General features: G+C 63.7%; 24 protein-coding genes. 2 read left to right on the forward strand and 22 right to left on the reverse strand.

The window, feature by feature from the left end:
* Window positions 1-13: 13 nt before the first annotated feature.
* The 4 genes from AB4Y32_RS14455 to AB4Y32_RS14470 form a co-directional block, all read right to left on the reverse strand.
* The gene (locus AB4Y32_RS14455) at window positions 14-763 is read right to left on the reverse strand and encodes an electron transfer flavoprotein subunit beta/FixA family protein (RefSeq protein ID WP_368721972.1); all 750 of its coding nucleotides are present in this window, start codon (window positions 761-763) and stop codon (window positions 14-16) included.
* Between the two features lie 302 nt (window positions 764-1065).
* A complete protein-coding gene (locus AB4Y32_RS14460) occupies window positions 1066-1866 on the reverse strand; it encodes a MetQ/NlpA family ABC transporter substrate-binding protein (RefSeq protein ID WP_368721973.1) in 801 nt (266 codons plus the stop codon).
* A 26-nt stretch (window positions 1867-1892) separates the two neighbouring features.
* Complete coding sequence (locus AB4Y32_RS14465; protein WP_368721974.1) at window positions 1893-2546, reverse strand: methionine ABC transporter permease; 654 nt, start codon at window positions 2544-2546, stop codon at window positions 1893-1895.
* Window positions 2536-3570, reverse strand: a complete 1035-nt coding sequence (locus tag AB4Y32_RS14470; protein WP_368722134.1) for a methionine ABC transporter ATP-binding protein — start codon at window positions 3568-3570, stop codon at window positions 2536-2538. Before AB4Y32_RS14470 ends, AB4Y32_RS14465 begins: the two co-directional genes overlap by 11 nt.
* Window positions 3571-3805: 235 nt before the next feature.
* Between AB4Y32_RS14470 and AB4Y32_RS14475 the strand changes: the two genes are divergently transcribed.
* Window positions 3806-4684 carry a lysophospholipase gene (locus tag AB4Y32_RS14475; RefSeq protein WP_368721975.1) on the forward strand — a complete coding sequence of 293 codons (879 nt, stop codon included), beginning with the start codon at window positions 3806-3808 and terminating at the stop codon, window positions 4682-4684.
* Between the two features lie 18 nt (window positions 4685-4702).
* Here AB4Y32_RS14475 and AB4Y32_RS14480 read toward each other — a convergent pair whose 3' ends face one another.
* Both AB4Y32_RS14480 and AB4Y32_RS14485 read right to left on the reverse strand, forming a co-directional pair.
* Entirely contained in the window at window positions 4703-5512 is an 810-nt protein-coding gene (locus tag AB4Y32_RS14480) for an enoyl-CoA hydratase (RefSeq protein WP_368721976.1), read from the reverse strand.
* Window positions 5513-5542: 30 nt separating this feature from the next.
* Window positions 5543-6466 (reverse strand): histone deacetylase family protein, encoded by a 924-nt coding sequence (locus tag AB4Y32_RS14485; RefSeq protein WP_368721977.1) that lies wholly within the window; start codon window positions 6464-6466, stop codon window positions 5543-5545.
* Between the two features lie 207 nt (window positions 6467-6673).
* Here AB4Y32_RS14485 and mltB point away from each other — a divergent pair, with 207 nt between their 5' ends.
* A complete protein-coding gene (gene mltB, locus AB4Y32_RS14490; protein ID WP_368721978.1) occupies window positions 6674-7885 on the forward strand; it encodes a lytic murein transglycosylase B in 1212 nt (403 codons plus the stop codon).
* Window positions 7886-7971: 86 nt separating this feature from the next.
* On the opposite strand, the gene cysM is transcribed toward mltB, so the two are convergent.
* The 16 genes from cysM to AB4Y32_RS14570 all read right to left on the reverse strand — a co-directional run bounded on the left by cysM (window position 7972) and on the right by AB4Y32_RS14570 (window position 24627).
* Window positions 7972-8874 (reverse strand): cysteine synthase CysM, encoded by a 903-nt coding sequence (gene cysM, locus AB4Y32_RS14495; protein ID WP_368721979.1) that lies wholly within the window; start codon window positions 8872-8874, stop codon window positions 7972-7974.
* A gap of 402 nt (window positions 8875-9276) precedes the next feature.
* Window positions 9277-9645 carry a ComEA family DNA-binding protein gene (locus tag AB4Y32_RS14500; RefSeq protein ID WP_368721980.1) on the reverse strand — a complete coding sequence of 123 codons (369 nt, stop codon included), beginning with the start codon at window positions 9643-9645 and terminating at the stop codon, window positions 9277-9279.
* A gap of 76 nt (window positions 9646-9721) precedes the next feature.
* On the reverse strand, window positions 9722-10714 hold the full coding sequence (gene rfaD / locus AB4Y32_RS14505; RefSeq protein ID WP_368721981.1) for an ADP-glyceromanno-heptose 6-epimerase: 993 nt from the start codon (window positions 10712-10714) through the stop codon (window positions 9722-9724).
* Between the two features lie 79 nt (window positions 10715-10793).
* Window positions 10794-11792, reverse strand: a complete 999-nt coding sequence (rfaE1, locus tag AB4Y32_RS14510; protein ID WP_368721982.1) for a D-glycero-beta-D-manno-heptose-7-phosphate kinase — start codon at window positions 11790-11792, stop codon at window positions 10794-10796.
* Entirely contained in the window at window positions 11749-13161 is a 1413-nt protein-coding gene (locus AB4Y32_RS14515) for a UDP-glucose/GDP-mannose dehydrogenase family protein (protein WP_368721983.1), read from the reverse strand. Before AB4Y32_RS14515 ends, rfaE1 begins: the two co-directional genes overlap by 44 nt.
* Before the next feature lie 90 nt (window positions 13162-13251).
* On the reverse strand, window positions 13252-14427 hold the full coding sequence (gene lapB / locus AB4Y32_RS14520; RefSeq protein ID WP_368721984.1) for a lipopolysaccharide assembly protein LapB: 1176 nt from the start codon (window positions 14425-14427) through the stop codon (window positions 13252-13254).
* Between the two features lie 53 nt (window positions 14428-14480).
* Window positions 14481-14774 carry a lipopolysaccharide assembly LapA domain-containing protein gene (locus tag AB4Y32_RS14525; protein WP_368721985.1) on the reverse strand — a complete coding sequence of 98 codons (294 nt, stop codon included), beginning with the start codon at window positions 14772-14774 and terminating at the stop codon, window positions 14481-14483.
* 300 nt (window positions 14775-15074) lie between these two features.
* Entirely contained in the window at window positions 15075-15398 is a 324-nt protein-coding gene (locus AB4Y32_RS14530) for an integration host factor subunit beta (protein WP_087738063.1), read from the reverse strand.
* 22 nt (window positions 15399-15420) lie between these two features.
* Window positions 15421-17151 (reverse strand): 30S ribosomal protein S1, encoded by a 1731-nt coding sequence (gene rpsA / locus AB4Y32_RS14535; protein WP_368721986.1) that lies wholly within the window; start codon window positions 17149-17151, stop codon window positions 15421-15423.
* A gap of 161 nt (window positions 17152-17312) precedes the next feature.
* Window positions 17313-17999: a (d)CMP kinase gene (gene cmk / locus AB4Y32_RS14540; RefSeq protein WP_368721987.1), complete on the reverse strand. Its 687-nt coding sequence runs from the start codon at window positions 17997-17999 to the stop codon at window positions 17313-17315.
* A gap of 49 nt (window positions 18000-18048) precedes the next feature.
* The gene (aroA, locus tag AB4Y32_RS14545) at window positions 18049-19353 is read right to left on the reverse strand and encodes a 3-phosphoshikimate 1-carboxyvinyltransferase (protein WP_368721988.1); all 1305 of its coding nucleotides are present in this window, start codon (window positions 19351-19353) and stop codon (window positions 18049-18051) included.
* Window positions 19354-19371: 18 nt separating this feature from the next.
* Window positions 19372-20346 carry a prephenate dehydrogenase gene (locus AB4Y32_RS14550; protein WP_368721989.1) on the reverse strand — a complete coding sequence of 325 codons (975 nt, stop codon included), beginning with the start codon at window positions 20344-20346 and terminating at the stop codon, window positions 19372-19374.
* A gap of 50 nt (window positions 20347-20396) precedes the next feature.
* Window positions 20397-21509: a histidinol-phosphate transaminase gene (hisC, locus tag AB4Y32_RS14555; protein WP_368721990.1), complete on the reverse strand. Its 1113-nt coding sequence runs from the start codon at window positions 21507-21509 to the stop codon at window positions 20397-20399.
* 60 nt (window positions 21510-21569) lie between these two features.
* Window positions 21570-22652, reverse strand: a complete 1083-nt coding sequence (pheA, locus tag AB4Y32_RS14560) for a prephenate dehydratase (RefSeq protein ID WP_368721991.1) — start codon at window positions 22650-22652, stop codon at window positions 21570-21572.
* Window positions 22653-22722: 70 nt separating this feature from the next.
* Window positions 22723-23805 (reverse strand): 3-phosphoserine/phosphohydroxythreonine transaminase, encoded by a 1083-nt coding sequence (gene serC / locus AB4Y32_RS14565; protein WP_368721992.1) that lies wholly within the window; start codon window positions 23803-23805, stop codon window positions 22723-22725.
* A 216-nt stretch (window positions 23806-24021) separates the two neighbouring features.
* Window positions 24022-24627, reverse strand: a complete 606-nt coding sequence (locus AB4Y32_RS14570) for a DUF2059 domain-containing protein (RefSeq protein WP_368721993.1) — start codon at window positions 24625-24627, stop codon at window positions 24022-24024.
* Window positions 24628-24641 lie beyond the last annotated feature (14 nt).

Below are 24641 nucleotides of genomic sequence, written 5' to 3' on the forward strand. Positions count from 1 at the left end.
AAGTTCGCGTCGATCAAAGCACTTTGGCTTCCGTCTTGAGCTTCTCGACCAGCGTCTTCACGTCCGGCACCTTGACGCCGGCGGAGCGCTTCGGCGGCTCGCTGACCTTCAGCGTCTTCAGACGCGGCGTGACGTCGACGCCCAGGTCTTCGGGCTTCACAGTTTCGAGCGGCTTCTTCTTCGCCTTCATGATGTTCGGCAGCGTCACGTAGCGCGGCTCGTTCAGGCGCAGATCCGTCGTCACCACGGCGGGCAGCTTCAGCGACAGCGTTTCCGCGCCGCCATCCACTTCACGCGATACGGTCGCCTTGCCGTCTGCAACCGTCACTTTCGATGCGAAAGTAGCCTGCGGCAGGCCCGCCAGCGCGGCGAGCATCTGACCCGTCTGGTTCGAATCGTCGTCGATGGCCTGCTTGCCGAGGATCACCAGCTGCGGCTGCTCCTTGTCGACCAGCGCCTTCAGCAGCTTGGCCACGGCCAGCGGCTGCAGGTCTTCATTCGATTCGATGAGGATCGCGCGATCCGCGCCGATCGCCAGCGCCGTGCGCAGCGTTTCCTGGCACTGCGCGACGCCCGCCGACACGGCGACCACTTCCGTCGCCACGCCCGCTTCCTTCAGGCGCACGGCCTCTTCGACGGCGATTTCGTCGAACGGATTCATCGACATCTTCACATTGGCAATGTCGACGCCCGTGTTGTCCGACTTCACGCGGACCTTCACGTTGTAGTCAACCACTCTCTTGACTGGCACCAGGATTTTCATGCACACGCTCCAAAGTTACGAATACGTCAACCCGACGGACATTATAGCGATAGCCTCCGCGGGAGCCGCCCGGGATTGCTTGGATATCGAGGATATCGCTCCCCGATGGCGATGACGGCAATATCGAACGGTCGTGCTATTCTAGATCGAAAAAGGCCTACAGGCCAAGTCAGGGTTCCTACCGAGACGGCCGCATAGCAGGGCCAGATGCGACGCACAGCGCGACGTCAATCACCTATGGTGCTACGCGCAGCGGCGCGGCCCGCCCCACGCCACTGCGCCGCGCCGCGGCATCGCACCGCTCACCAGGACGCGATCACTGCGCCGCCAAACTTGCTACCGATGAACTGCTTCACTTCCGGCGAGTGATACGCCGCGATCAGCTTCGCCACCCACGGCTTGTTGCGGTCCGACTCGCGAATCGCAATGATGTTCACATACGGCCCCTTCGGGTCCTCGATCGCAATTGCGTCCTGCTTCGGCTTCAGACCCGCTTCCATCGCGAAGTTCGTGTTAATCGCGGCCACGTCGACATCGCCGAGCGAGCGCGGAATCTGCGCCGCGTCGAGTTCGACGATCTTCAGCTTCTTCGGGTTCTCGGCGATGTCGAGCGGCGTCGCCTTCAGCCCCGCATCGGCGCGCAGCTTGATCAAGCCCTGTTTTTGCAGCAGAAGCAACGCGCGTCCGCCGTTGGTCGGATCGTTCGGCACGGCGATCTTCGCGCCCGCCGGCAGTTCGGCAAGCGACTTCACCTTCTTCGAATAGATGCCCATCGGGAAGGTCACGGTGTCGGCGATCTTGATCAGCTTGTAGCCGCGATCCTTCACCTGCGCCTGCAGATACGGCTCGTGCTGGTAGCTGTTCGCGTCGAGGTCGCCGCTCGCGAGCGCCGCGTTCGGCTGCACGTAATCGGAGAATTCGATCACCTTGATGTTCAGGCCGTTCTTCGCGGCGACCGTCTTCACGACGTCCATCAACTGCGCGTGCGGACCGCCCGTCACGCCGACCTTGATCGATTCGTCGGCGAATGCCAGCGACGATGCGCCGAACAGCGACACGGCGCCCAATGCAGCCGCGAGCTTGAGAATGAAACGACGTTGCATGACCGAACCTTTATTTTCTAAGAGTGTTATTTGTGGCTCAAACGACGCACGAGCCAATCCCCGAACGACTGCACCAGTTGCACAAAGACGATCAGGATCACGACGACCGTCACCATCACTTCCGGCAGAAAACGCTGATACCCATAACGGATGCCGAGATCGCCCAGGCCGCCGCCGCCGATCGCGCCCGCCATCGCCGAATAGCCGACCAGCGACACGAACGTGATCGTCAGACCCGCGACGATGCCCGGCAGCGATTCCGGCAAGAGCACCTTGAACACGATCTGCGACGTCGTGGCACCCATCGCCTGCGCCGCTTCGATCAGGCCGCGATCGACTTCGCGCAGCGCCGTCTCGACAAGGCGCGCGATGAACGGCGCGGCGGCGATCGTCAGCGGCACGACGGCCGCGGCCGTGCCGATCGACGAGCCGACGACGAGGCGCGTAAAAGGAATCACAGCAACGAGAAGAATGATGAACGGCGTCGAGCGCACGGCATTGACGACCACGCCCATCACGCGATTGACGCCGAGGTTCTGCAGCACGCCCTCGCGGTCGGTCAGATAGAGCAGCACGCCGAGTGGCAGGCCGACGGCCGCGCCGATCAGCCCCGAGATGCCGACCATGATCAGCGTCTCCCAGAACGACTGCACGAACATATCGAACATTTCACTCAACATGTGACAACTCCTCGACCACCACGCCCTGTTCGCGCAGAAACGCCTGCGCCTGCGCCACCTTCGACGGCTCGCCGCCCGCGAGCACAGCGAGCGAGCCGAACGCCTGCCCCTGAATCTCGTCGATCTGGCCATGCAGGATGTTGAAGTCCAGCTCGTAGCGGCGAATCGTCTCCGAAAGAATCGGCTGATCGACGCCCGATCCCGTGAACGCGAGCCGCAGCAGATGGCCGCTGCCCGTCTTCAGACGCTCCGCGACGCGCGCCTTCAGCGCCGGCGGCAATTCCTGCGCGATCACGTCGCCGATCAGCGCGCGCGTGACTTCGTGATGCGGTTGCAGGAACACATCGATCACCTTGCCCTCTTCGACCACGCGTCCGTTATCGAGCACGGCGACACGGTCGCACACCTGCTTGATCACTTCCATCTGGTGCGTGATCAGCACGACGGTCAGCTTCAACTCGCGGTTGATGCGCTTGAGCAGATCGAGAATCGAGCGCGTCGTTTCGGGATCGAGCGCGGACGTCGCTTCGTCGGAGAGCAGCACTTTCGGCTTGCTCGCAAGTGCGCGCGCAATGCCGACGCGCTGCTTCTGCCCGCCGCTGATCTGCGACGGATAGCGGTCCTTCTGCGCCGACAGTCCGACGAGTTCGAGCAGCGGCAGCACGTGCGCCTCGATCTCCGCGCGCTTCATGCCGGCCAGTTCGAGCGGCAGCGCAACGTTGTCGAACACCGTGCGCGACGACAGCAGATTGAAGTGCTGGAAGATCATGCCGATCTCGCGGCGCGCTTCGCGCAGTTGTGCGCCCGGCATCGTCGTGAGGTCGCAGCCGTCGACGACGACATTGCCTTCCGTCGGGCGCGTCAGCAGATTGATCGTGCGGACCAGCGTGCTCTTGCCCGCGCCGCTGCGTCCGATGATGCCGAACACCTCGCCTTGGGGAATCGACAGATTGACGTTGTGCAGCGCTTCGACCCAGCCCCGTGGCCCCGCAAAACGCTGCGAAAGATTGCGTAGTTCGATCATGAAAAACGAAACGGCGGACTTTGCCAGCAAGCGTCGCACGCTCCAGGCACCGGCCGCCGTGATTTATTGGATTTGAGCCGCCGATTTTACCGCAGACGCGTCATATCCTTTAATAATCAATTCAGAGACTTTCATAACCGATCGGAATTAGAGGGCTGCCCGGCTCGATTGCCCGCAACGGGTGCGACGCGCGCCGCTATGATCGCCGCACCACGACAACAATTGGACGATGCCCATGGAGACGACCCACGCCGCCGGGACTCCCGCGATGTCCCATCCCGAACGGTCGCGCGCGACCACGGCCGACGGCGTCGAACTGCCGATCTACCGATGGCGCGCGGCGGGGATACGGCGCGCGACGGTCGCCCTTCTCCACGGGCTCGCGGAGCACGCGGGCCGCTACGCGGCGCTTGCGCAAGCGCTCAACGCAAACGGCATCGAACTGATCGCGGTCGATCTGCGCGGCCACGGCCACGCGCCTGGACCGCGCGCATGGATCGAGCGCTTCGACGAATATCTGCTGGATGCCGACGCGCTCGTCACGGTGGCCGCGCGCAACGACGGGCCACTGTTCCTGATGGGCCACAGCATGGGCGGTGCGATCGCCGCGTTGCACGCGATCGAAAAGCACTCCCGCCACGCACGTCCGTTGAACGGCCTGATCCTGTCCAGCCCCGCGCTCGCGCCGGGCCATAACGTGCCGCGCTGGATGCTCGCGTTGAGTCAGAAGATCAGCCGTGTGTGGCCGCGCTTCCCGGCGATGAAGATCGACGCCGCGCTGTTATCGCGCGATCGCGCTGTCGTCGAGGCGAACGGGAACGATCCGCTCGTGCATCATGGTCCGGTTCCCGCGCGCACGGGCGCCGAACTGCTGCTCGCGATGCAGCGCATCGAGCGAGGCCGCGCGGGCCTGCGCATGCCGCTGCTGATCTGGCACGGCACGGCGGACAAGCTCACCGAGCCCGACGGCAGCCGCGACTTCGTCGCGCACGCCGGCTCGCCGGACAAAACCTTGACGCTCTACGAAAACAGCTATCACGAGACGATGAACGACGTGGATCGCGAGCGCGTGATCGGCGCGCTCGTCGACTGGATATTGAAGCGTTCGGAATGAAGCGGACGGGCGCGCGGCCTAGCGACCGGGCGTGTGCTTCCAGTCGGGCGGCCGCTTGTCGATGAACGCCTGCACGCCTTCGAGCGCCGAGTCGTCCATCATGTTGCAAGCCATCGTCTGCCCGGCCAGTTGATAAGCCGCCTCGATGCCCATTTCGAGCTGCCGGTAGAACATGCCCTTGCCTGCTTCGACGGCCTCGCGCGGTTTCGCGCAGATGCTCTTCGCGAGCGCGGCCACTTCGATATCGAGGATGTCGAGCGGCACCACGCGATTCACGAGGCCTTGCTGCTTCGCCGCCATTGCATCGATGAAGTCGCCTGTCAGCAGCATTTCGAGCGCGGCCTTGCGCGATACGTTGCGCGACAGCGGCACCGACGGCGTCGCGCAGAAGAGCCCGAGATTGACGCCCGACACGGCGAAGCGCGCGATGTCGGCGGCCACGGCGAGATCACACATCGCCACCAGCTGACAGCCCGCCGCCGTCGCGATGCCGTGCACGCGCGCGATCACCGGCTGCGGCATACGCTGGATCGCGAGCATCACTTTCGAGCAGCGCGCGAAGAGCGCCTTGTAATAGTCGAGAGACGGCGCGGCGCGCATTTCCTTCAGATCGTGACCGGCGCAGAACGCGCGGCCCGCGCCCGCGATCACCACCACGCGCGCGTCGCTCTTCGCGATGTCGGCGAGTTGCGTGTGCAGCTCGTCGAGCAACGCTTCCGACAGCGCATTGAACGCGTCCGGCCGGTTCAGCGTGAGGCGGACGACGCCGCGCACGTCGTAGGCATCGTGCGTAACATCGATCAGCGGGCCCGTTGCATCGCTATTCATGAGCTTTCCTCCCGTGCGCGGCGCTCGCGTTCAGATGCCCGCGAGCGTGCGCACATGCGCGACGACGCTGCGTCCGAGCGCCGACAGGTTGTAGCCGCCTTCCAGACAGCTGACGATGCGCCCTTGCGCATACTTGTCCGCGACATGGCGAATCTGCTCGGTGATCCACACGTAGTCGTCCTCGACGAGCCCCATGTTGCCGAGATCGTCCTCGCGATGCGCGTCGAAGCCCGCCGACACGAACAGCATCTGCGGCTTGAACGCATCGAGACGCGGCAGCCAGATCATGTCGATTGCCTCGCGCACGACCATCCCCTTCGAGCGGGCCGCGATGGGCACGTTGCACATGTTCGGCGCCTGGTTGTCGGCGCCCGTGAACGGATAGAACGGATGCTGGAAGATGCTGCACATCAGCACGCGCGAATCGTTGGAGAACGCGGCCTCCGTGCCGTTGCCGTGGTGCACGTCGAAATCGACGATCGCGACGCGCTCGAGGCCATGTACTTCGAGCGCGTGCCGCGCGGCGATCGCGACGTTGTTGAAGAAGCAGAAGCCCATTGCGCGCGCAGGCTCCGCGTGATGGCCCGGCGGACGCACGCTGCAAAATGCGTTGTCGTAACGGCCTTCGATGACGGCGTCGGTCGCCGAGACAGCCGCGCCCGCCGCGCGCAACGCGGCCGTCCACGTATGCGGATTCATCGACGTGTCGGGATCGATCTCCGCATAGCCGGTGCCCGGCGAGCGCTCGCGGATGTAGTCGACATGCGCCTTCGTATGCACGCGAAGCAGCGCGGACTCGTCGGCAAGCGGTGCGGACTCGCGTTCGATCAGCTCGCCAATGCGGCTCGCGATCAGTTGGTCTTCGATTGCCTGCAGGCGCGCGGGGCATTCGGGATGCCATTGCCCCATCTCATGTTGCAGACAGTCTGCGTGTGTATAGAAGCCGGTTGCCATGAGTCGATTTCGGGCGGCGCGCCGCGCGAGGCGTGCGAGGGGCGCTGCGTGTCTCCGTCCATAAGTGCAAAGGGTTGCGCGAATACTACGAAGTTACCACACGATGCGCCGGGACCGCGCTGGCGCAACGCTTCTACACAGATTGGCGAACCTCGTCGGGTATACTCCCCCGTAACTTTTTTTGCCCGCACACACCCTCAGTTCACTATGACCGTCAAGCTTGCTCTGTCCGCTCAACATCGGCTACGCGCAACGACTGTAGCCACCGCACTGACCGTCGCGTGGTGCGTGTTCGCGGGAGCCGGCCCGGCCTCGGCGCAAACCGTCAAAACCAGGCCGCGCGCGCTGCTCGCGCAAAGCCAGCCGGAACAGCCGACGCAAGGACAGACGTTCGAAGAAGAGATCGTCCCGCAGCGCTATGCGAACAACGGCAATGTCGACGCATTCGTCAACGACATGGTCGCGCACCACGACTTCGACCCCACCGCGTTGCATGCGCTCTTCGCGCGCGTGAGCTATTCGGCAACGGCAGTGAAACTCGTGACGCCATCGCCGACGCCGTCGATCAAGAACTGGCGTGTCTATCAGGCGCGCTTTCTCGACCCGGTGCGCATCAACGCGGGCGTGAAATTCTGGCGCTCGAATCAGGCGACGCTGCAGCGCGCGTATGAACAGTACGGCGTGCCGCCGGAAGTGATCGTCGGCATCATCGGCGTCGAGACGATTTATGGGCGCTACATGGGCAACTTCCGTGTGCTCGACGCGCTCACCACGCTCTCGTTCGATTACCCGGGCACGCCGAATCGCGACGAACGCCAGGCGACGTTCCGCAAGAATCTCGAAGACTATCTGGTGTGGACACGCGACGCGCAGATCGATCCGACGACGGTGCTCGGCTCGTACACGGGCGCGATCGGCATTCCGCAATTCCTGCCGAGCAGCATCGTCCAGTACGCGGTCGACTACGAAGGCAACAAGAAGATCGATCTGCGCACGAGCCAGGCCGATGCGATCGGCAGCGTCGCGAACTATCTCATGCAGAACGGCTGGGAAACGGGCCGGCCCGTCGTGTGGAACATCGCGACGGATACGGGCAGTCTTGGCATCGCGCAGGCCGCCGCGACGGGCGCGCCGGAACCGCGCTGGTCGCTGCAGCAACTGCTGAAGGCGGGCATGTTGATGAACCAGCCGGGCCTCGACATGCGCACGGAAGCGGGCACGCCCGTCACCGTGGTCGATCTGCCGTCGCCGGGCCGGCCAACGGAATATGTGCTGGGGCTGAAGAACTTCTATGTGCTCACGCGCTACAACCGCAGCTTCTTCTATGCGCTCGCCGTCTATGAACTTGGCGAACGCGTGAAGGCGCAACTGGATGCGACCTCGATGGGCAATGCATCGGTGCCGGCCGCTTCGCAGTAGTGGACTGACTGTCGATGTGATTCACGAAAAACGCCGGCGCTTGCCGGCGTTTTCGCTTATGGCATGCCGCATCTGGCATGTCATGTTTATGCGGGGAACACGCCCGTCGACAGATAGCGGTCGCCGCGATCGCACACGATGAAGACGATCGTCGCGTTCTCGACCTGGCGCGCGATACGCAGCGCGACTTCGCATGCGCCCGCCGACGAGATGCCGCAGAACACGCCTTCGACGGCCGCCATCCGGCGCGCCATCGCTTCCGATGCCGACTGGCTCACGTTCTCGACGCGATCGACGCGGCTGCGGTCGAAAATCTTCGGCAGATAGGCCTCGGGCCATTTGCGGATGCCCGGAATGCGCGAGCCCTCTTCGGGCTGCGCCCCGATGATCTCGATCGACGGCTTCTGTTCCTTCAGATACTGCGACACGCCCATGATCGTGCCCGTCGTGCCCATCGCCGACACGAAATGCGTGATGCGGCCTTCCGTGTCGCGCCAGATTTCCGGCCCCGTCGCTTCATAGTGCGCGACGGGATTGTCGGGGTTGCCGAACTGGTCGAGGATGATGCCCTTGCCTTCGCGCTGCATCTGCTCGGCGAGATCGCGCGCGTATTCCATGCCGCCCTTCACCGGCGTCAGCAGGATTTCGGCGCCGTATGCCGCCATGCTCTGACGCCGCTCCAGCGACAAATCTTCGGGCATGATCAGGATCATCTTGTAACCGCGGATCGCCGCCGCCATCGAGAGCGCGATGCCCGTGTTGCCGCTCGTCGCTTCGATCAGCGTGTCGCCCGGCTTGATGCGCCCGCGCAGTTCGGCTTTCTTGATCATCGAAAGCGCCGGGCGGTCTTTCACCGATCCCGCCGGGTTGTTGCCTTCGAGCTTGCCCAGCACAACGTTGTTGCGGCTGCGGATGTCGTCGTCCACGAGGCGGACGAGCTGGATGAGAGGCGTGTTGCCGATCGTGTCTTCAATCGTTTTGTAAGCCATGTCGTTGTGTGCTGTGACGATGCGCGGAGTCTTGAATCCGTCGATTCTAAACCAGCATCCGAATGGACGCCCGCAGCCCCTAGTGGCTGCATGGATGCCCCGGGGCCCTGTCTCGCCGCATGTGGCCGAGATGTGGCTGCGATGTGGCCGCATACAGGCAGGCATTTGCCGAGGCATTCGCCGCTCTTTCGACGGCAGACTGAACGAGCCAGTCCCCTGCGGCGACCGGTCGCGCAAACGCAAAAAGCCGCGGCAGGCTGGATCTGCCGCGGAAGCCAGTCATTTGCATGACGGCTGAAGGGAGCGGTTGCCACAACTCCGGCCAAAAGGAAGATGGCACAGGGCGAGCGCCCGCCACGCGCGCGAGCGTTGCCGCTCATGTCAGGCGCTCAGTTCAAGCGGCTATTTCCTGACCGCCACGGCGGCGTCGTTCTTCGCAGCGGGCGCGGCTTTCGCGTGAGCCGGCGCAGCCTGTGCACCAGCAGGAGCGACAGTCGCCGCACCAGCGCCCGATGTGCCGACAGCGAGGCCCTCGGCCTGCAGACGTTCGACGGTATGACCGCCGAGACCCTTGACGCGCTTGCTGAGATCCGCCGCATCCTTGAACGGGCCATGGGCCGCGCGTTCGTCGAGGATGGCTTTGGCCTTCGCGGGACCGATGCCCTTGATGCCGCGCAGCCCGGCTTCGTTAGCGGAGTTGACGTCGACCGTAGCGAACGCCTGGCCGAAAGCGGCAAGCATGGCCGCCGTGACGATGACTTTTTTGAACATATGGAATCTCCCTGAAACACCGGCCGATGACGATCACCGACCAGGAGACTCCAGTGTAGAGAGGCGTACGAACGATTTACACCTGGCCGAACAGCCAACGCACGTAGCGATCGACGCCTTCCTGCACCGTCAGGAATGGCGCCTCGTAGCCCGCCGTGCGCAGCTTCGTCTGATCGGCCTGCGTAAAGCACTGGTACTTTCCGCGCAGCGCATCGGGGAACGGGATGTACTCGATCAGCCCGCGCTGCACCAGTTCGGCGAGCGACAACGCCGGTTCGCCGTCGAGCATGCGCAGCGTGTTGACGACCGTCGATGCGATGTCGTTGAACGGCTGCGCGCGACCGCTGCCCAGATTGAAGATGCCTGATTTCTCCGGATGATCGAGGAAATGCAGGTTGACCTTCGCGACGTCTTCGACGGAAACGAAATCGCGCGTCTGCTCGCCTGCTGCGTAGCCGTTGTACTCGCCGAACAGCTTGACCTTGCCTTCGGCGCGGAACTGGTTGAAGTTGTGGAACGCGACGGACGCCATGCGCCCCTTGTGCGCCTCGCGCGGCCCGTACACGTTGAAGTAGCGGAAGCCGACGATCTGACTCTTCGCGGTGGGCAGCACGCGGCGGATCACCTGGTCGAACAGGAACTTCGAATAGCCGTACACGTTGAGCGGCGCTTCGAACTCGCGCTCCTCGACGAAGCGCGACGAGCCGCCATACGTCGCCGCCGACGACGCATACAGGAACTGCACGCCCTGCGCGAGGCACGCGTCGAGCACCGCGCGGCTGTAGCGGAAGTTGTTGTCCATCATGTAGCGGCCGTCGGTTTCCATCGTGTCCGAGCAGGCGCCTTCGTGGAAAATCGCGCGCACCTTGCCGAATTCGCCGCGCGCAAAACGCTCGACGAATTCGGTCTTGTCGATGTAATCGACGATTTCGCAGTCGACGAGATTCTTGAACTTATCGGCGCGCGTCAGGTTGTCGACGGCGATGATGCTGTCTTCGCCGCGCTCATTGAGCGCCTTGACGATATTGCTGCCGACAAATCCAGCCGCGCCGGTGACGATGAGGGTCATGGTCGTCCTGATGAGATGAGTGTCAACGGATGCGGAGATGAACCGCGCGCTGCGCTGCAAGAGCCGGCGCGCGGCGACATCAATGAAAGAGTTCGTCGTAGTCGACGGTGGCCGTGCCGAGCTTGGCGACCACGATGCCCGCTGCGCGATTCGCGAGCGTGACGGCTTCATCGAGCGGCAGGCCCGCGCCGATCATCACGGCGAGCGTTGCGATCACGGTATCGCCCGCGCCCGATACATCATACACTTCGCGAGCTACAGCCGACGCGTGCAGAATGCCTTCGTCGGAGAAGAGCGTCATGCCTTCTTCGGAGCGCGTGAGCAGCAGCGCTTTCAGATCCAGTTCGGCGCGCAGCTTCGTCACGCGCGCGAGCAGATCGGCTTCCGACTTCCACTGCCCGACCACCTCGCGCAGCTCTGCGCGGTTCGGCGTGATCAGCGTCGCGCCGCGATAGCGCGCCCAGTCGTCGCCCTTCGGATCGACCAGCACCGGCTTGCCTGCCGCGCGCGCCTTCTCGATCATCTTTGTGACGTGCGTGAGCCCGCCCTTCGCATAGTCCGACATCAGGATCACGTCATGCGTCGGCAGCAGCGCGTCGTAGCGCGCGAGGCCCGCGAGCAGCGCTTCGTGCGCGGGTGCCCTTTCGAAGTCGACGCGCAGAAGCTGCTGCTGACGCGACAGCACGCGCAGCTTGATCGTCGTCGGCAGTTCGGGGTCGCGCTCCAGATGCGGTGCCACGCCGCTATCGCCGAGCAGTTGCACGACGCGCTCGCCCGGCTCGTCGTGGCCGACGACGCACAGCAAGCCCGCCTGCGCGCCGAGCGCCGCGGCATTGCGCGCGACGTTCGCCGCGCCGCCCAGACGGTCTTCCTGCTTCTGCACGAGCACCACGGGAACGGGCGCTTCCGGCGAAATGCGATTGACGTCGCCGAACCAGTAACGGTCCAGCATCACGTCGCCGACAACCAGTACGCGCGCCGCCGCGAGCCGTTCGCGCGCGACGATGCCCACCTCGGGTGCGAGCGCCGCGCCTTCAGGTACGGTCGGCGTCGGATGTAGATTCAACGGGTCGTGCATAGGGACGTCCAATCGAGTGATAGTCGATGCCGAGTTCGGCCATCGCGTCGGGTTCATACAGATTGCGGCCATCGAAGATCAACGGCGTCTTCAGTTCAGCCTTCATATGCACGAAGTCCGGGCTCTTGAACTCCTTCCATTCCGTGACGATGACGAGGGCATCGGCGCCCGCGAGCGTCTCGTCCTGCGCGCTCGTGAAGTGCAGGCGCGCCTGCTGGTCGGGCACGCCGGCGAGGTCGAGCGCGAAGACGCGCTTCGCTTCCGTCGTCGCGACGGGGTCGTACGCGCGCACCGTCGCGCCGCGCGCGAGCAGCTGAGCGATCACGCGGCGGCTCGGCGCCTCGCGCATGTCGTCGGTGTTCGGCTTGAACGACAGGCCCCACACAGCGAACGTGCGGCCGCTCAGATCGTCGCCGAGCGCGGCCGTAATCTTGCTCACCAGCACTTCCTTCTGCTCGTGGTTCACCTCTTCGACGGCTTCCAGAATGCGCAGGTTGTGCCCCATCTCGTTGCCGGTGCGGATCAGCGCCTGCACGTCCTTCGGGAAGCACGAGCCGCCGTAGCCGACGCCCGCATACAGGAAGTGATAGCCGATGCGCGGGTCCGAGCCGATGCCGTGGCGCACGGCCTCGATGTCCGCGCCGACGGTGTCGGCCAGATTCGCCATCTCGTTCATGAACGAGATGCGCGTGGCGAGCATCGCGTTGGCCGCGTATTTGGTGAACTCGGCCGAGCGCACGTCCATGTACAGCGTGCGGTCGTGATTGCGGTTGAACGGCGCGTAGAGGCGGCGCATCTTCTCGCGCGCCTTGTTGCCGTCTGCATCGTTGTCGATGCCGACCACGATGCGGTCGGGACGCATGAAGTCGTCGACGGCCGCGCCTTCTTTGAGGAATTCCGGGTTCGAGACGATCGAGAAGCGGTGCTGGGCGCTGCGCGCGAGCCCGCGCTTCTGCAATTCTTCTTCGATGACGGCACGCACGCGCTGCGCCGTGCCGACGGGCACCGTCGACTTGTCGACGATTACCTTGAAGCTGTTCATCGTGCGGCCGATATTGCGCGCCGCTTCAAGCACGTATTGCAGGTCGGCGGAACCGTCCTCGTCGGGCGGCGTGCCCACCGCGATGAACTGGACCTCGCCGTGCGCGACACTCGCCTCGACATCCGTCGAAAACGTGATGCGTCCCGCCGCGCGCGAACGCGCGATGATCTCTTGCAGACCCGGCTCGTGAATCGGCATGCCGCCGTTATTCAGGATTTCGATTTTGCGTGGGTCCACGTCCAGGCAGAAAACGTCGTTGCCGACCTCAGCAAGACATGCGCCCGTGACGAGACCTACGTAACCCGTGCCGATAATGGTGATTTTCATACGCTTTCCGGTAGGTGATGCCGGTTCAAAGTTCGAAACTTCAGTGCTGCGCGATGGCCGCTGTCCACGCTGAAGCGCTCGCGGCGCGTGTCAGTTCGACGCCGTGATCGGCTCGACGCGGCGCGGCGCATAGGTTTCCCAACCGCTGCAGCCCGGACACTGCCAATAGAACAGCCGCGCCCGGAAGCCGCAATTCTGGCACGTATACCGTGGTAGATTCTTGGTCCGCTGACGGATCAGCGTGCGCATCAGTTCCAGTTCGCTGCGACGCGGCTCTTCGGCCACCGCCTGTTGCGCTTCGAGCAAGCGCGTCATGCCCGCCAGATTCGGCGACTTCTGCATCTGCGTGCGCGCGAGCGCATGCGCCGCCTCGGGGCCGCGCAACGCAGACACGTACTGGTACGCGACGTCGAGCAGATCGTTCGACGGATAGCTGTCGACCCACGTCGTCAGCAGATCGGCGCCCTCTTCCTGCCGTCCGAGCGCTTCATAGGCCTTCATGACCTTCTCGGCGACGAGCGGCAGATACGCGGGATTCTGCTCCTCGACGCGCCGCCACTGGGCGATCGCCGTGTCGTGATGACGGGCGGCCGCGTCGACGTCACCGAACAGGATCGTCGCCCGCACGTTCTGCGGATGCGCCTTCAACGCGAGATCGAGTTGACGCCGCGCTTCGTCGGGCTTTTTCTGCTGCAGCGCTTCCTGCGCGAGCTCGCAGTGGAAATGGCCAATCTCCTTGTCGAGCGACTCGGCGCCCATCGATTCGAGCCGGCGCGCCGTGTCGATCGACTTGTTCCAGTCCTTCTCGATCTGATAGATGGTCAACAGAGCACGTTGCGCGCCCAGTGCATAGTCGCCCGACTGAAGCGCCTTGAACGTCTCTTCCGCACGATCCAGCAGGCCGGCCTTCAGGAAGTCCTGGCCCAGTTCGTACAACGCATGATCGCGCTCGGAGACGGGCAGATCGGCGCGGTTCAACAGGTTCTGGTGCACGCGGATCGCGCGGTCGGTTTCGCCGCGGCGGCGGAACAGATTGCCCAGCGCGAAGTGCAATTCGATCGTTTCCGGGTCGAGCTTGACGACTTCGATGAACGCGTCGATCGCCTGGTCCGGCTGTTCGTTCAACAGAAAGTTGAGCCCGCGAAAATAGGAACGCGGCAAATTGGCGCTTTCGGAGAGCAGCGCCTTGAGGTCATAACGCGCGGCCATCCAACCGAACGCGAACGCGACGGGTATGACGAGCAACCACCAGAGGTCTAGATCCATGCGAATGTGCGGGAGTGCGAAAGAGGCCGCGCGGTGCACGCGGCGTGTAAGGGCTAGATGAGCGGCGGCATCGGCGGTTCTTCGACGACAACGGGCGTTTCGCGCGCCACACGCAGTTCACGCTTGAGCCGGCCGTTTTCCATCCGCAAGCGGAACATCGCCGGCAATGACGACACCAGCCCGGCCAGCAGGCCAACCACGAAGAACGCCAGTCCGATCAGGATCAAGGGCGCCTGCCACGAATATCCGGCGAGGAAATTCAGCGTAGCGCTCTGCGTATTGGACAGTGCGAGCACTAGCAGCAGCACGAACACCAGCACGCGAATCAGCCAGACGATAAATTTCATGTAGTGATCTCTTGACGGCAGTTGCGGGAGGACGCCGGCCAGATGACGCGTCGCGCCACAGTTTATGCCCGCGCCGAAGTGACCCGTATTGTAAATGAACGCCATGACGACTGGCACAGGCGTGCGGATCGTGATGCCTCGCTGTCGTTTAGGGAATGGATGCTGCGTGCCTTTCAGACCCGTGTCCGTCAGAATCGCCAGGCGAAAAAAAAGCGCCCGAAGGCGCTTTTTCTGGTCAATGCCGACTGGTGTGGCCACCGGCGAACTTCAACCCGAACTGCATGCTTGCATACAGCGGGCTCAAAGATCGTCGTCCGGCGCTTCGTCCTTCAGAGGCTCGCCCGCGCGACGATCGACGCGTTCACGCAACTCTTTGCCAGGCTTGAAGTGCGGCACGTGCTTCTCAGGCACCAACACCTTTTCGCCCGACTTCGGGTTGCGCCCGACGCGGGATGGACGACGGTTGAGGCCGAAGCTGCCGAAGCCGCGAATTTCGATGCGATGGCCGTTGGCCAGAGCGTCCGACATCGCATCGAGCATCGTCTTCACCGCAAAATCCGCATCCTTGAGGACAAGTTGCGGAAATCGCGTAGCCAGCTGGGCGACCAATTCCGATTTGGTCATACTGCAGCAGACCCCTTAAGTCTTACTGGTTCTGGCCGTCGAGCTTGGCCTTCAGCAGCGCGCCGAGGTTCGTCGTGCCGCTTGCTGCCGAGCTGCTGTCAGCTTGCAGGCCGCGCATCGCTTCCTGCTGCTCAGCCGAGTCCTTCGCCTTGATCGACAGGTTGATGCCACGCGACTTGCGGTCGATGTTGATGATCATCGCATTGACCTTGTCGCCTTCCTTCAGCACGTTGCGAGCGTCTTCCACGCGGTCTTGCGCGATTTCCGAAGCGCGCAGGTAGCCTTCGACGTCAGCCGTCAGCTGAACCACAGCGCCCTTCGCGTCAACCGACTTGACCGTGCCGTCGACGATCGAACCCTTGTCGTTCATTGCAACGAAGTTGCTGAACGGGTCGCCTTCGAGCTGCTTGATGCCCAGGGAAATGCGTTCCTTCTCGACGTCGATGCCAAGAACGATCGCTTCCACTTCGTCGCCCTTCTTGTACTTGCGAACAGCTTCTTCGCCCGTTTCGCTCCACGACAGGTCCGACAGGTGAACCAGGCCGTCGATGCCGCCAGGCAGACCGATGAACACGCCGAAGTCGGTGATCGACTTGATGGCGCCCTGGATCTTGTCGCCCTTCTTGAAGTTGCGGCTGAAGTCGTCCCACGGATTCGGCTTGCACTGCTTCATGCCGAGGCTGATACGGCGGCGGTCTTCGTCGATTTCGAGAACCATGACTTCGACTTCGTCGCCCAGCTGGACAACCTTCGACGGCGCAACGTTCTTGTTGGTCCAGTCCATTTCCGACACGTGGACGAGGCCTTCGATGCCGGATTCGACTTCAACGAACGCACCGTAGTCGGTGATGTTCGTGACCTTGCCGAACAGACGCGTGCCCGACGGATAGCGGCGCGAGATGCCTTCCCACGGATCGTCGCCCAGTTGCTTGATGCCGAGCGAAACGCGGTTCTTTTCCTGGTCGAACTTGAGGATCTTCGCGGTGACTTCCTGGCCAACCGACAGCACTTCGCTCGGGTGACGCACGCGACGCCACGCGATGTCGGTGATGTGCAGCAGGCCGTCGATGCCGCCGAGGTCCACGAACGCACCGTAGTCAGTGATGTTCTTGACCACGCCTTCGACGATCGCGCCTTCCTTCAGCGTCTCGAGCAGCTTTGCGCGCTCTTCGCCTTGCGTCGCCTCGATGACGGCGCGGCGCGACAGCACCACGTTGTTACGCTTGCGATCCAGCTTGATGACGCGGAATTCCAGCGTCTTGCCTTCGTACGGCGTCGTGTCCTTGACGGGGCGCGTGTCGACCAGCGAGCCCGGCAGGAACGCGCGGATGCCGTTGACCATGACGGTCATGCCGCCCTTGACCTTGCCCGTGATCGTGCCCGTCACGAGCTCGTTGTTGTCGAGAGCTTTTTCCAGCGACAGCCACGATGCCAGACGCTTCGCCTTGTCGCGCGACAGGATCGTGTCGCCATAGCCGTTTTCCAGCGCGTCGATCGCGACGGAAACGAAGTCGCCCGCCTGCACTTCTACCTCGCCCGCGTCATTCAGGAACTCTTCGAGCGGGATGTAGGCTTCGGACTTGAGACCAGCGTTCACAACGACGAAGTTGTGGTCGACGCGCACGACTTCGGCGGAGATCACTTCGCCAGCGCGCATGTCCTGCTTGGTCAGCGACTCTTCGAACAGAGCCGCAAAAGATTCGGTATTCGGGGTAGAGGTTTGCAGGTCGGACATAAAAATCTGAATTTGCATGGTTTTCGCAGCGTCAGGTGAACCACCATGGTTCAGCACTACGGCAAAGGAGCGAAAGCCATACGGGGTTAAGGGTTAAACAATCGCTTCGCGCTTCGTTCACACTCAGCGGTGAAGCACCTACACGACAACCAAAACAACTTCGATGCGAGTCCCCGCTTTCAGTTCTGCGGAGCCAGCGCCCGGTACCATTGCACCACCTGTTCGACCGCCTGGTCGATCGACAGTGCCGAGGTATCGAGTAACTGCGCATCGGCTGCGGGCTTGAGCGGCGCGGCTTCGCGCTTGCTATCGCGCTCGTCGCGTTCACGTAAATCCCGAAGCAAGTCATCCATATTAGCAGAAAAACCTTTTTGGATCAATTGCTTATGCCGACGGGCCGCGCGCGCCTCGACGCTCGCCGTCAAAAACACCTTCAGCAAGGCGTCTGGAAAGATCACAGTGCCCATGTCGCGGCCGTCCGCGACCAGGCCCGGCTGCTTGCGAAAAGCCCGTTGACGGGCCACCAGCGCGGCCCTGACAGGTGCGTGAACAGCAATTGCCGACGCCCGGTTGCCGATTTCCTCAGCGCGGATTTCCGTCGACACGTCGACGCCGTCCAGTTGCGCGATGCCTTCGCGAAACGTGATATGGAGATCGCCGACCAGTTTTGCAAGCGCCTCGGCGTCGGCGGCGGCGATGTTGTAGCGCACGCTGGCGAGCGCCGCGAGCCGGTACAGCGCGCCACTGTCCAGCAGGTGGAAGCCGAGTTCGGCGGCTACCAGCGCGGCTACTGTGCCTTTGCCGGATGCGGTCGGGCCGTCGATCGTGATGACGGGCGTCTGGTGAAAGGGACGGGTCGATTTCATCTAGAAAGTCGCCCGTCGAAACGGGCGGCGGATGTTGTCAATGCGAGGGTCAGGGTCGAGCGAGCGCAAGGAAGCGCTCGAAATAATCGGGGAACGTCTTGCCGACGCACTTCGGGTCGTTGATCCGCACAGGCACGCCGCCCAGGCTCACCAGAGAGAAGCACATCGCCATCCGGTGATCGTCGTAGGTGTCGATTGCGGCGCTCGGCGTCAGTTTTTCGGGCGGCGTGACGACGAGGAAATCCTCGCCCTCCTGCACCGTCGCGCCCACCTTGCGCAACTCCGTCGCCATCGCGGCGATCCGGTCGGTTTCCTTCACGCGCCAGCTCGCGATATTGCGCAGCGTCGACGTGCCGTCGGCGAACAGCGCCGCCACGGCGATCGTCATGGCCGCGTCGGGAATCAGGTTGAAGTCCATGTCGACCGGATCGAGCTTGCCGTGGTCGTTGCCGACGCCGCGCACCTCGATCCAGTCGTCGCCCATCGTGACGTTCGCGCCCATCTTCGTCAGCGCCGTCGCGAAGCCGACGTCGCCCTGGATGCTCGCGCGGCCCACGCCCTCGACGCGCAGCGGCCCGCCGCCCAGTGCGCCCGCCGCGAGGAAGTACGACGCCGACGACGCGTCGCCCTCCACCATGATCTTGCCCGGCGACTGATAGCGCACGCCGTTCGGAATCGTGAAGCGCTCCCAGCCGAGCCGCTCGACCTTGATGCCGAAGCGCGCCATCAGCGCAATCGTGATCTCGATGTAGGGCTTCGAAATCAGTTCGCCCGCCACTTCGACGACCGTCTCGCCGCTTGCCGTCCTGACGAGCGGCAGCGCCATCAGCAGCGCAGTCAGGAACTGGCTCGACACGTCGCCACGCACGCGGATCGGCGCGTCGACGGCAATTTGCGCCGGGCGGATGCGCAGCGGCGGAAAGCCTTCGTTCTCTTCGTAATCGATCTTCGCGCCGATCTGACGCAGCCCGTCGACCAGATCGCGGATCGGCCGCTCGTGCATGCGCGGCACGCCGTGAATGCGGTAATCGCCGCCGTTCACGGCAAGCGCCGCCGTCAGCGGCCGCACCGCCGTGCCCGCGTTGCCGAGAAACAGATCGGCGCGCGCCGCCGGCAGCGCGCCGCGCGTGCCCGTCACGACGCAGGTGTCGTCGTCGCGTTTGAGCTTCACGCCGAGCTTTTCGAGCGCGTCGAGCATCACGCGCGTATCGTCGGAATCGAGCAGATTCGTAATCGTCGTCTCGCCCTCGGCCAACGCCGCGAGCAGCAACACGCGGTTCGAAATGCTCTTCGAGCCGGGCAGACGGACCGTGCCGGACGCACGGGAAAATGGTCCGAGATCGAGATGTTCCATGTGAATTCCAGTGTCCAGTTATTTCGACGCGTCGTCGGTTGCGGAGCGCGCAGGCGACGGCTGCTGCGATGCCTGTTGCGACGACGCCGCGCGTTCCTGCCACTTGCTGCGTGCGGAGCGCGAGCGCGCGAACACGGCTTCGAGCGTCGCGCCGTCGCCGGCTTCGATCGCCGCGCGCAGGCGCGCCAGCACGTCCGTATAGGCGTCGAGTTCGTCGAGCAGCGCCGCGCGGTTCGCCACGCACACGTCGCGCCACATTTCCGGGCTCGACGCGGCAATCCGGGTGAAGTCGCGGAATCCGCCCGCCGCGAACGAGAACTTCAGCGCGGCGTCGGGTGAATTGAGAATCTGCTCGACGAGCGCGAACGACAACACATGCGGCAAATGGCTGACCGACGCGAACACGCGGTCGTGCTGCGCCGGAGACATCGCGTGCACGCTCGCTCCCGTCGCGCGCCACATGGCAGCAACGCGTTCGACGGGCGCCGGCGCATTCTCCGGCAACGCGCACAGCACGACGTTACGGTTCACGTACAGGTCCGCCAGCGCCGCATCGACGCCGCTCGATTCGCGGCCCGCGATCGGATGACCGGGCACGAACTGGCCGATGCGCTCGCCCAGCGCCGCGCGCGCCGCGGCAACGACATCGGACTTCGTGCTGCCGGCGTCGGTGACGATCGTCGACGGATCGAGAAACGGCGCGATGCGTTCGAGCATAGGCTGCGTCTGCGCGACGGGCGCCGCGAGCAGCAACAGATCGGCGCCCTTTAATGCATCGCGCAGCGCGACGTCATCGGAGAGCGCTGCGCTCGCGTCGATCACGCCCAGTTGCAGCGCGCGTTGCGTCGATGCCGCCGAGCGCCCCACGCCGATCACGCGGCGCTCGCCACCCACGTCGGCGCGTTCGCGCAGCGCACGAGCGAGCGATCCGCCGATCAGCCCGACGCCGAAAATCACCAGTTTGTCGAAAGAGAACGCTGCCACGTCAGTCACAGAAAAAACGCGCCTCGCACTCGATGAGGCGCGTGGATTGCATTGGGCGCTCAGGCCGTCGCGAGCGTCTTTTCGAGCGCGGCGATGAACGCCTCGTTTTCTTCGGGCAAGCCGATCGTCACGCGCAGCCACTGTGGCAAGCCATAGCTGCCCACGGGCCGCACGATCACGCCCTGCTTCAGCAGTTCGATATTCACGCGATTGCCCGCGCCGTCGTCGTCGCCGACGCGCACCAGCACGAAGTTGCCGTCGGAGGGCACATATTCGAGATCAAGCTTGTCGAACGCTTCCGTCAGCCGGCGATAGCCCTGCGCATTCAGTTCCGCGCTCTTCTGCAGGAAAGGCTTGTCGTTCAGCGCGGCGATCGCAGCCGCTTGCGCTAGCGTATTCACGTTGAACGGCTGACGCAGACGGTTCATCAGATCGGTCAGCTCCGGCTGCGCGATCGCGAAGCCGACGCGCAAGCCCGCAAGACCAAACGCCTTCGAGAACGTGCGCGACACCAGCAGGTTCGGATAGCGGCGCACCCATGCGATCGAGTCGTAGCGCTTGTCCGCGCTCAGGTATTCCGTGTACGCCTCGTCGAGCACCACGGCGATGTGGCGCGGCACCTTCGACAGGAACGCTTCGATCGTCGGACCGTCGATGAACGTGCCCGTCGGATTGTTCGGGTTCGCGACAAAAACGAGCCGCGTGTCGTCGGCGATCGCGGCGAGCATCGCGTCGAGATCGTGGCCGTACTTCACGGCAGGTACGATGATCGCGCGTGCGCCCAGGCCTTGCGTCGCGAGCGCATATACGGCGAACGAATACTGCGAATAGACGATCGACTGGTCCTTCTCGACGAACGCGTGCGCGGCCAGTTCGAGAATGTCGTTGCTGCCGTTGCCGAGCGTGATCCAGTCGGCGGGCACGTCGTAGTGCGCGGAGAGCGCCGCCTTCAGTTCGAACGCGTTCGCATCCGGATAGCGGCCGAGTTCGCTCGCGGCCTGCGCCATCGCCGTCTTCGCGGACTCCGGCATGCCGAGCGGATTCTCGTTCGACGCCAGCTTCACGATGCGCGCTTCGTCCAGCCCGAATTCGCGCGCGACTTCCGCGATCGGCTTGCCAGCCACATAAGGCGCGATCGCGCGAACATAGGAAGGACCGAAAGACGTTGTCATAGGGCTCTCCGGATAGCTCTGTCCAGGTATGTTGGTTGGATCGGAATCGAACGCGGCGTATCAGCGGGCGCGCGGATACGAGCCGAGAATCTTCAGGAACGCCGCTTTCTGGCCGAGCTCGGCGAGCGCGGCCGCAACGGGCGCATCGTCGCGATGGCCTTCGACGTCGATGTAGAAGTAGTACTCCCACGTGCCGACGCGCGCCGGACGCGACTCGAAGCGCGTCATCGACACGCCGTGCCGCGCGAGCGGCTCCAGCAGCTTGAACACCGCGCCAGGTTCGTTCGCAACCGACACGATCAGCGACGTCTTGTCGTAGCCGCTCGCGCCCGTCGGCTGCTTGCCGATCATCACGAAGCGGGTGCGGTTGTGCGGATCGTCCTGGATCAGCGCATAAGTGACTTGCAGCCCGTACTGAGTGGCGGCGCGGTCGCCGGCGATGGCCGCGATGGTCGGATCTTCCGCGGCCATCCGCGCGGCCTCCGCGTTGCTCGACACCGCCTGGCGCTCGACATGCGGTGCATGCGTGGACAGCCAGCGCTGGCACTGCGCGAGCGCCTGCGCATGCGCGCATACGCGCGTCACGCCCGTCAGCGCGCCGTCGAGCGTCAGCAGATTGTGGTGGATCGGCAACGCGAGTTCGCCGCCGATCAGCAACTGCGTTTGCAGCAGCAGATCGAGCGTGCGCGACACTGCCCCTTCCGTCGAATTCTCGATGGGAACGACGCCGAATTCCGCGCCGCCCGCTTCGACCGAGCGGAACACTTCGTCGATCGACGAACACGGCAGCCCTTCGATCGATTGGCCGAAGTATTCGTGCATCGCCTGTTCGCTGTAGGTGCCCGCCGGCCCGAGGTATGCGGCCGTCAGGTTCTTTTCCAGCGCGCGGCTCGCGGCCATGATCTCGCGCCAGATCGCGTCGATGTGCTCGCCGGCGAGTGGGCCCTGACTCATGTCCTGCAAACGCGCGATCACCTGCTGCTCGCGCTCCGGACGAAACACGGGTGCGTTGAAATGCTTCTTCACCTCGCCGACTGCGAGCGCGATGGCAGCCCGCTGATTCAGCAGCGCGATGAGCTGCGCGTCGATCGCGTCGATCCGATCGCGCAGCGGCTTGAGTTGGGAATTGAGTTCGTCGTCCATGCTTCTAAAGGGCCACTTCGGGTCCTGTATGGGCCAGTTCGGAAAAGATGCGCGCGCGTGCTTCGAAGGATCACGCGCTGCGCTGTTCGAATTCCCTCATGTACTCGACAAGCGCTTTGACGCCTTCGAGCGGCACCGCGTTGTAAATCGACGCCCGCATGCCGCCGACGGACTTGTGGCCCTTCAGCTGCACCAGCCCGCGCGCTTTCGCGCCGGCCAGGAAATCTTCGTTGCGCGACTCGTCGGCGAGGAAGAACGGTACGTTCATCCGCGACCGCGCGTTTCGCTCGACCTTGTTCAGATAGAAGCGGCTCGAATCGATAGTGTCGTACAGCAGCTTCGCCTTCTCGACGTTGCGTGCCTCGATTGCCTTCAGACCGCCCTGCTTCTTCAACCACTTGAACACGAGCCCGGCGATATAGATCGCATACGTGGGCGGCGTGTTGTACATCGAATTGTTCAGCGCGACCGTCTTCCACTCGAACGCCGACGGACAGATGGTCATCGAACGGTCAAGCAGGTCTTCGCGCACGATCACGACGGTCACGCCCGCCATGCCGATGTTCTTCTGTGCGCCGCCGAACAGCACGCCGTATTTGGCGATGTCCATCGGGCGCGACAGGATGTGCGACGACGCGTCCGCGACGAGCGGGATGTCGCCGAGATCGGGAATCTCGAACGTCTCGACGCCGTGAATCGTCTCGTTCGTGCAGAGGTGCACGTAGGCGGGATCGTCGGACAGTTTCCACTCGGCGCGCGGCGGCACGCGCGTATAGCCTTCGGGCGTTTCGCCGCTGGCGGCGAGATTCGCCGTGCCGTATTTCTGCGCTTCCTTGAACGACTTCTGCGACCACGAACCCGTCACGACGAAGTCGGCGCGTGCCTTGCGGCCCATCAGGTTCATCGGCACGATTGCGTTTTCGCCGAGCCCGCCGCCTTGCAGGAAAAGAATCTGATGACTGGACGGCACCTGCAGCAAATCGCGCAGATCGGTCAGCGCCTCTTCGTGGATCGTCATGAACTCTTTGCCGCGATGGCTCATTTCCATCACGCTCATGCCACTGCCGCGCCAATCGAGCATTTCGTCGGCTGCCTGGCGCAGCACGTCTTCGGGCATGGCCGCCGGACCGGCGGAGAAATTGAACACGCGCATCGTGAGAACCCCGAAAGGCAGGCGCACGGCATGGAAAAGAACCGGAAACCGCGCCTGAAAGAAAATGGCCGTCTGCGCGCAAGCGCAAACGGCCATTATCGCATTGACGCTCAAAACCCGCCAAACCGCGGCGATTCAAGGGAGTTCAATGAACTCCTTCGACCGCCGCCCGTGTCACGCGGCGCTTCGAACGTCCTTAAGCCTCGTTCGACCTGCTTACTTCGCCGGCTTGACGGATGCGACTTCCTTGTCGGCCTGGTCGCGCGTCGCCTTGATCGATTGCGGCATGTACTTCTGCATCAGACCGTTCACCACGTCGCGGCCAACCTGGTCTTGCACCTGGATGAACTTGCGGCCCGTCGGGCTCTTGTAGAACGTCGTCAGATCCTTGATTTCCTGCACGCTGTAGTACTTCGCGTAGGCGTCGTACTGAGCTTGCATCGCGTCCTGCTTGAACGCGTCCGTTGCGAAGACCTGGCCAGCCGAGTCAACCAGCTTCGGCACGGCGTTCTTCTGCAGCGCCGGAACAGAAGCCTGCTTTTGCTTGTCCGTCATCGTCTTGTTTTCCGACAGCGCGTCCGACAGGATCGCCGGAACCAGTTGCTTGGCCTGCATCTGCGCGCTGTTGCCGATCGCGCCGACCAGCTTCTGCGCGTCGATTGCATCCAGCAGTTCCTTGATGGCGGCTTGCTTCGCGGGGTCGACCGGGGCAGCGGCAGCCTGGGCAGCCGGAGCCGGCTGCTGGTTTTGCAGCGCTTGCGCCATCGCCAGGGTCGGCACGAAAGCGGCCAGAACCATCAACTGCTTGAATCGTTTTTGCATCACTACTCCCTAAG

It is taken from the genome of Paraburkholderia phymatum (genome assembly GCF_040965635.1).
Taxonomy (GTDB): Bacteria; Pseudomonadota; Gammaproteobacteria; order Burkholderiales; family Burkholderiaceae; genus Paraburkholderia; species Paraburkholderia phymatum_B.

Excerpts from the sequence above, each read along its gene's own strand:
- aroA (WP_368721988.1), bottom strand. The coding sequence starts at position 19,353 with ATGGAACATCTCGATCTCGGACCATTTTCCCGTGCGTCCGGCACGGTC.
- cmk (WP_368721987.1), bottom strand. The coding sequence starts at position 17,999 with ATGAAATCGACCCGTCCCTTTCACCAGACGCCCGTCATCACGATCGAC.
- pheA (WP_368721991.1), bottom strand. The coding sequence starts at position 22,652 with ATGGACGACGAACTCAATTCCCAACTCAAGCCGCTGCGCGATCGGATC.
- serC (WP_368721992.1), bottom strand. The coding sequence starts at position 23,805 with ATGCGCGTGTTCAATTTCTCCGCCGGTCCGGCGGCCATGCCCGAAGAC.
- AB4Y32_RS14530 (WP_087738063.1), bottom strand. The coding sequence starts at position 15,398 with ATGACCAAATCGGAATTGGTCGCCCAGCTGGCTACGCGATTTCCGCAA.
- AB4Y32_RS14485 (WP_368721977.1), bottom strand. The coding sequence starts at position 6,466 with ATGGCAACCGGCTTCTATACACACGCAGACTGTCTGCAACATGAGATG.
- AB4Y32_RS14465 (WP_368721974.1), bottom strand. The coding sequence starts at position 2,546 with ATGTTGAGTGAAATGTTCGATATGTTCGTGCAGTCGTTCTGGGAGACG.
- cysM (WP_368721979.1), bottom strand. The coding sequence starts at position 8,874 with ATGGCTTACAAAACGATTGAAGACACGATCGGCAACACGCCTCTCATC.
- hisC (WP_368721990.1), bottom strand. The coding sequence starts at position 21,509 with ATGACAACGTCTTTCGGTCCTTCCTATGTTCGCGCGATCGCGCCTTAT.
- rfaD (WP_368721981.1), bottom strand. The coding sequence starts at position 10,714 with ATGACCCTCATCGTCACCGGCGCGGCTGGATTTGTCGGCAGCAATATC.
- AB4Y32_RS14480 (WP_368721976.1), bottom strand. The coding sequence starts at position 5,512 with ATGAATAGCGATGCAACGGGCCCGCTGATCGATGTTACGCACGATGCC.
- AB4Y32_RS14470 (WP_368722134.1), bottom strand. The coding sequence starts at position 3,570 with ATGATCGAACTACGCAATCTTTCGCAGCGTTTTGCGGGGCCACGGGGC.
- rpsA (WP_368721986.1), bottom strand. The coding sequence starts at position 17,151 with ATGCAAATTCAGATTTTTATGTCCGACCTGCAAACCTCTACCCCGAAT.
- AB4Y32_RS14475 (WP_368721975.1), top strand. The coding sequence starts at position 3,806 with ATGGAGACGACCCACGCCGCCGGGACTCCCGCGATGTCCCATCCCGAA.
- AB4Y32_RS14500 (WP_368721980.1), bottom strand. The coding sequence starts at position 9,645 with ATGTTCAAAAAAGTCATCGTCACGGCGGCCATGCTTGCCGCTTTCGGC.
- AB4Y32_RS14455 (WP_368721972.1), bottom strand. The coding sequence starts at position 763 with ATGAAAATCCTGGTGCCAGTCAAGAGAGTGGTTGACTACAACGTGAAG.
- mltB (WP_368721978.1), top strand. The coding sequence starts at position 6,674 with ATGACCGTCAAGCTTGCTCTGTCCGCTCAACATCGGCTACGCGCAACG.
- AB4Y32_RS14525 (WP_368721985.1), bottom strand. The coding sequence starts at position 14,774 with ATGAAATTTATCGTCTGGCTGATTCGCGTGCTGGTGTTCGTGCTGCTG.
- AB4Y32_RS14570 (WP_368721993.1), bottom strand. The coding sequence starts at position 24,627 with ATGCAAAAACGATTCAAGCAGTTGATGGTTCTGGCCGCTTTCGTGCCG.
- AB4Y32_RS14460 (WP_368721973.1), bottom strand. The coding sequence starts at position 1,866 with ATGCAACGTCGTTTCATTCTCAAGCTCGCGGCTGCATTGGGCGCCGTG.
- AB4Y32_RS14515 (WP_368721983.1), bottom strand. The coding sequence starts at position 13,161 with ATGAAAATCACCATTATCGGCACGGGTTACGTAGGTCTCGTCACGGGC.
- lapB (WP_368721984.1), bottom strand. The coding sequence starts at position 14,427 with ATGGATCTAGACCTCTGGTGGTTGCTCGTCATACCCGTCGCGTTCGCG.
- rfaE1 (WP_368721982.1), bottom strand. The coding sequence starts at position 11,792 with ATGCACGACCCGTTGAATCTACATCCGACGCCGACCGTACCTGAAGGC.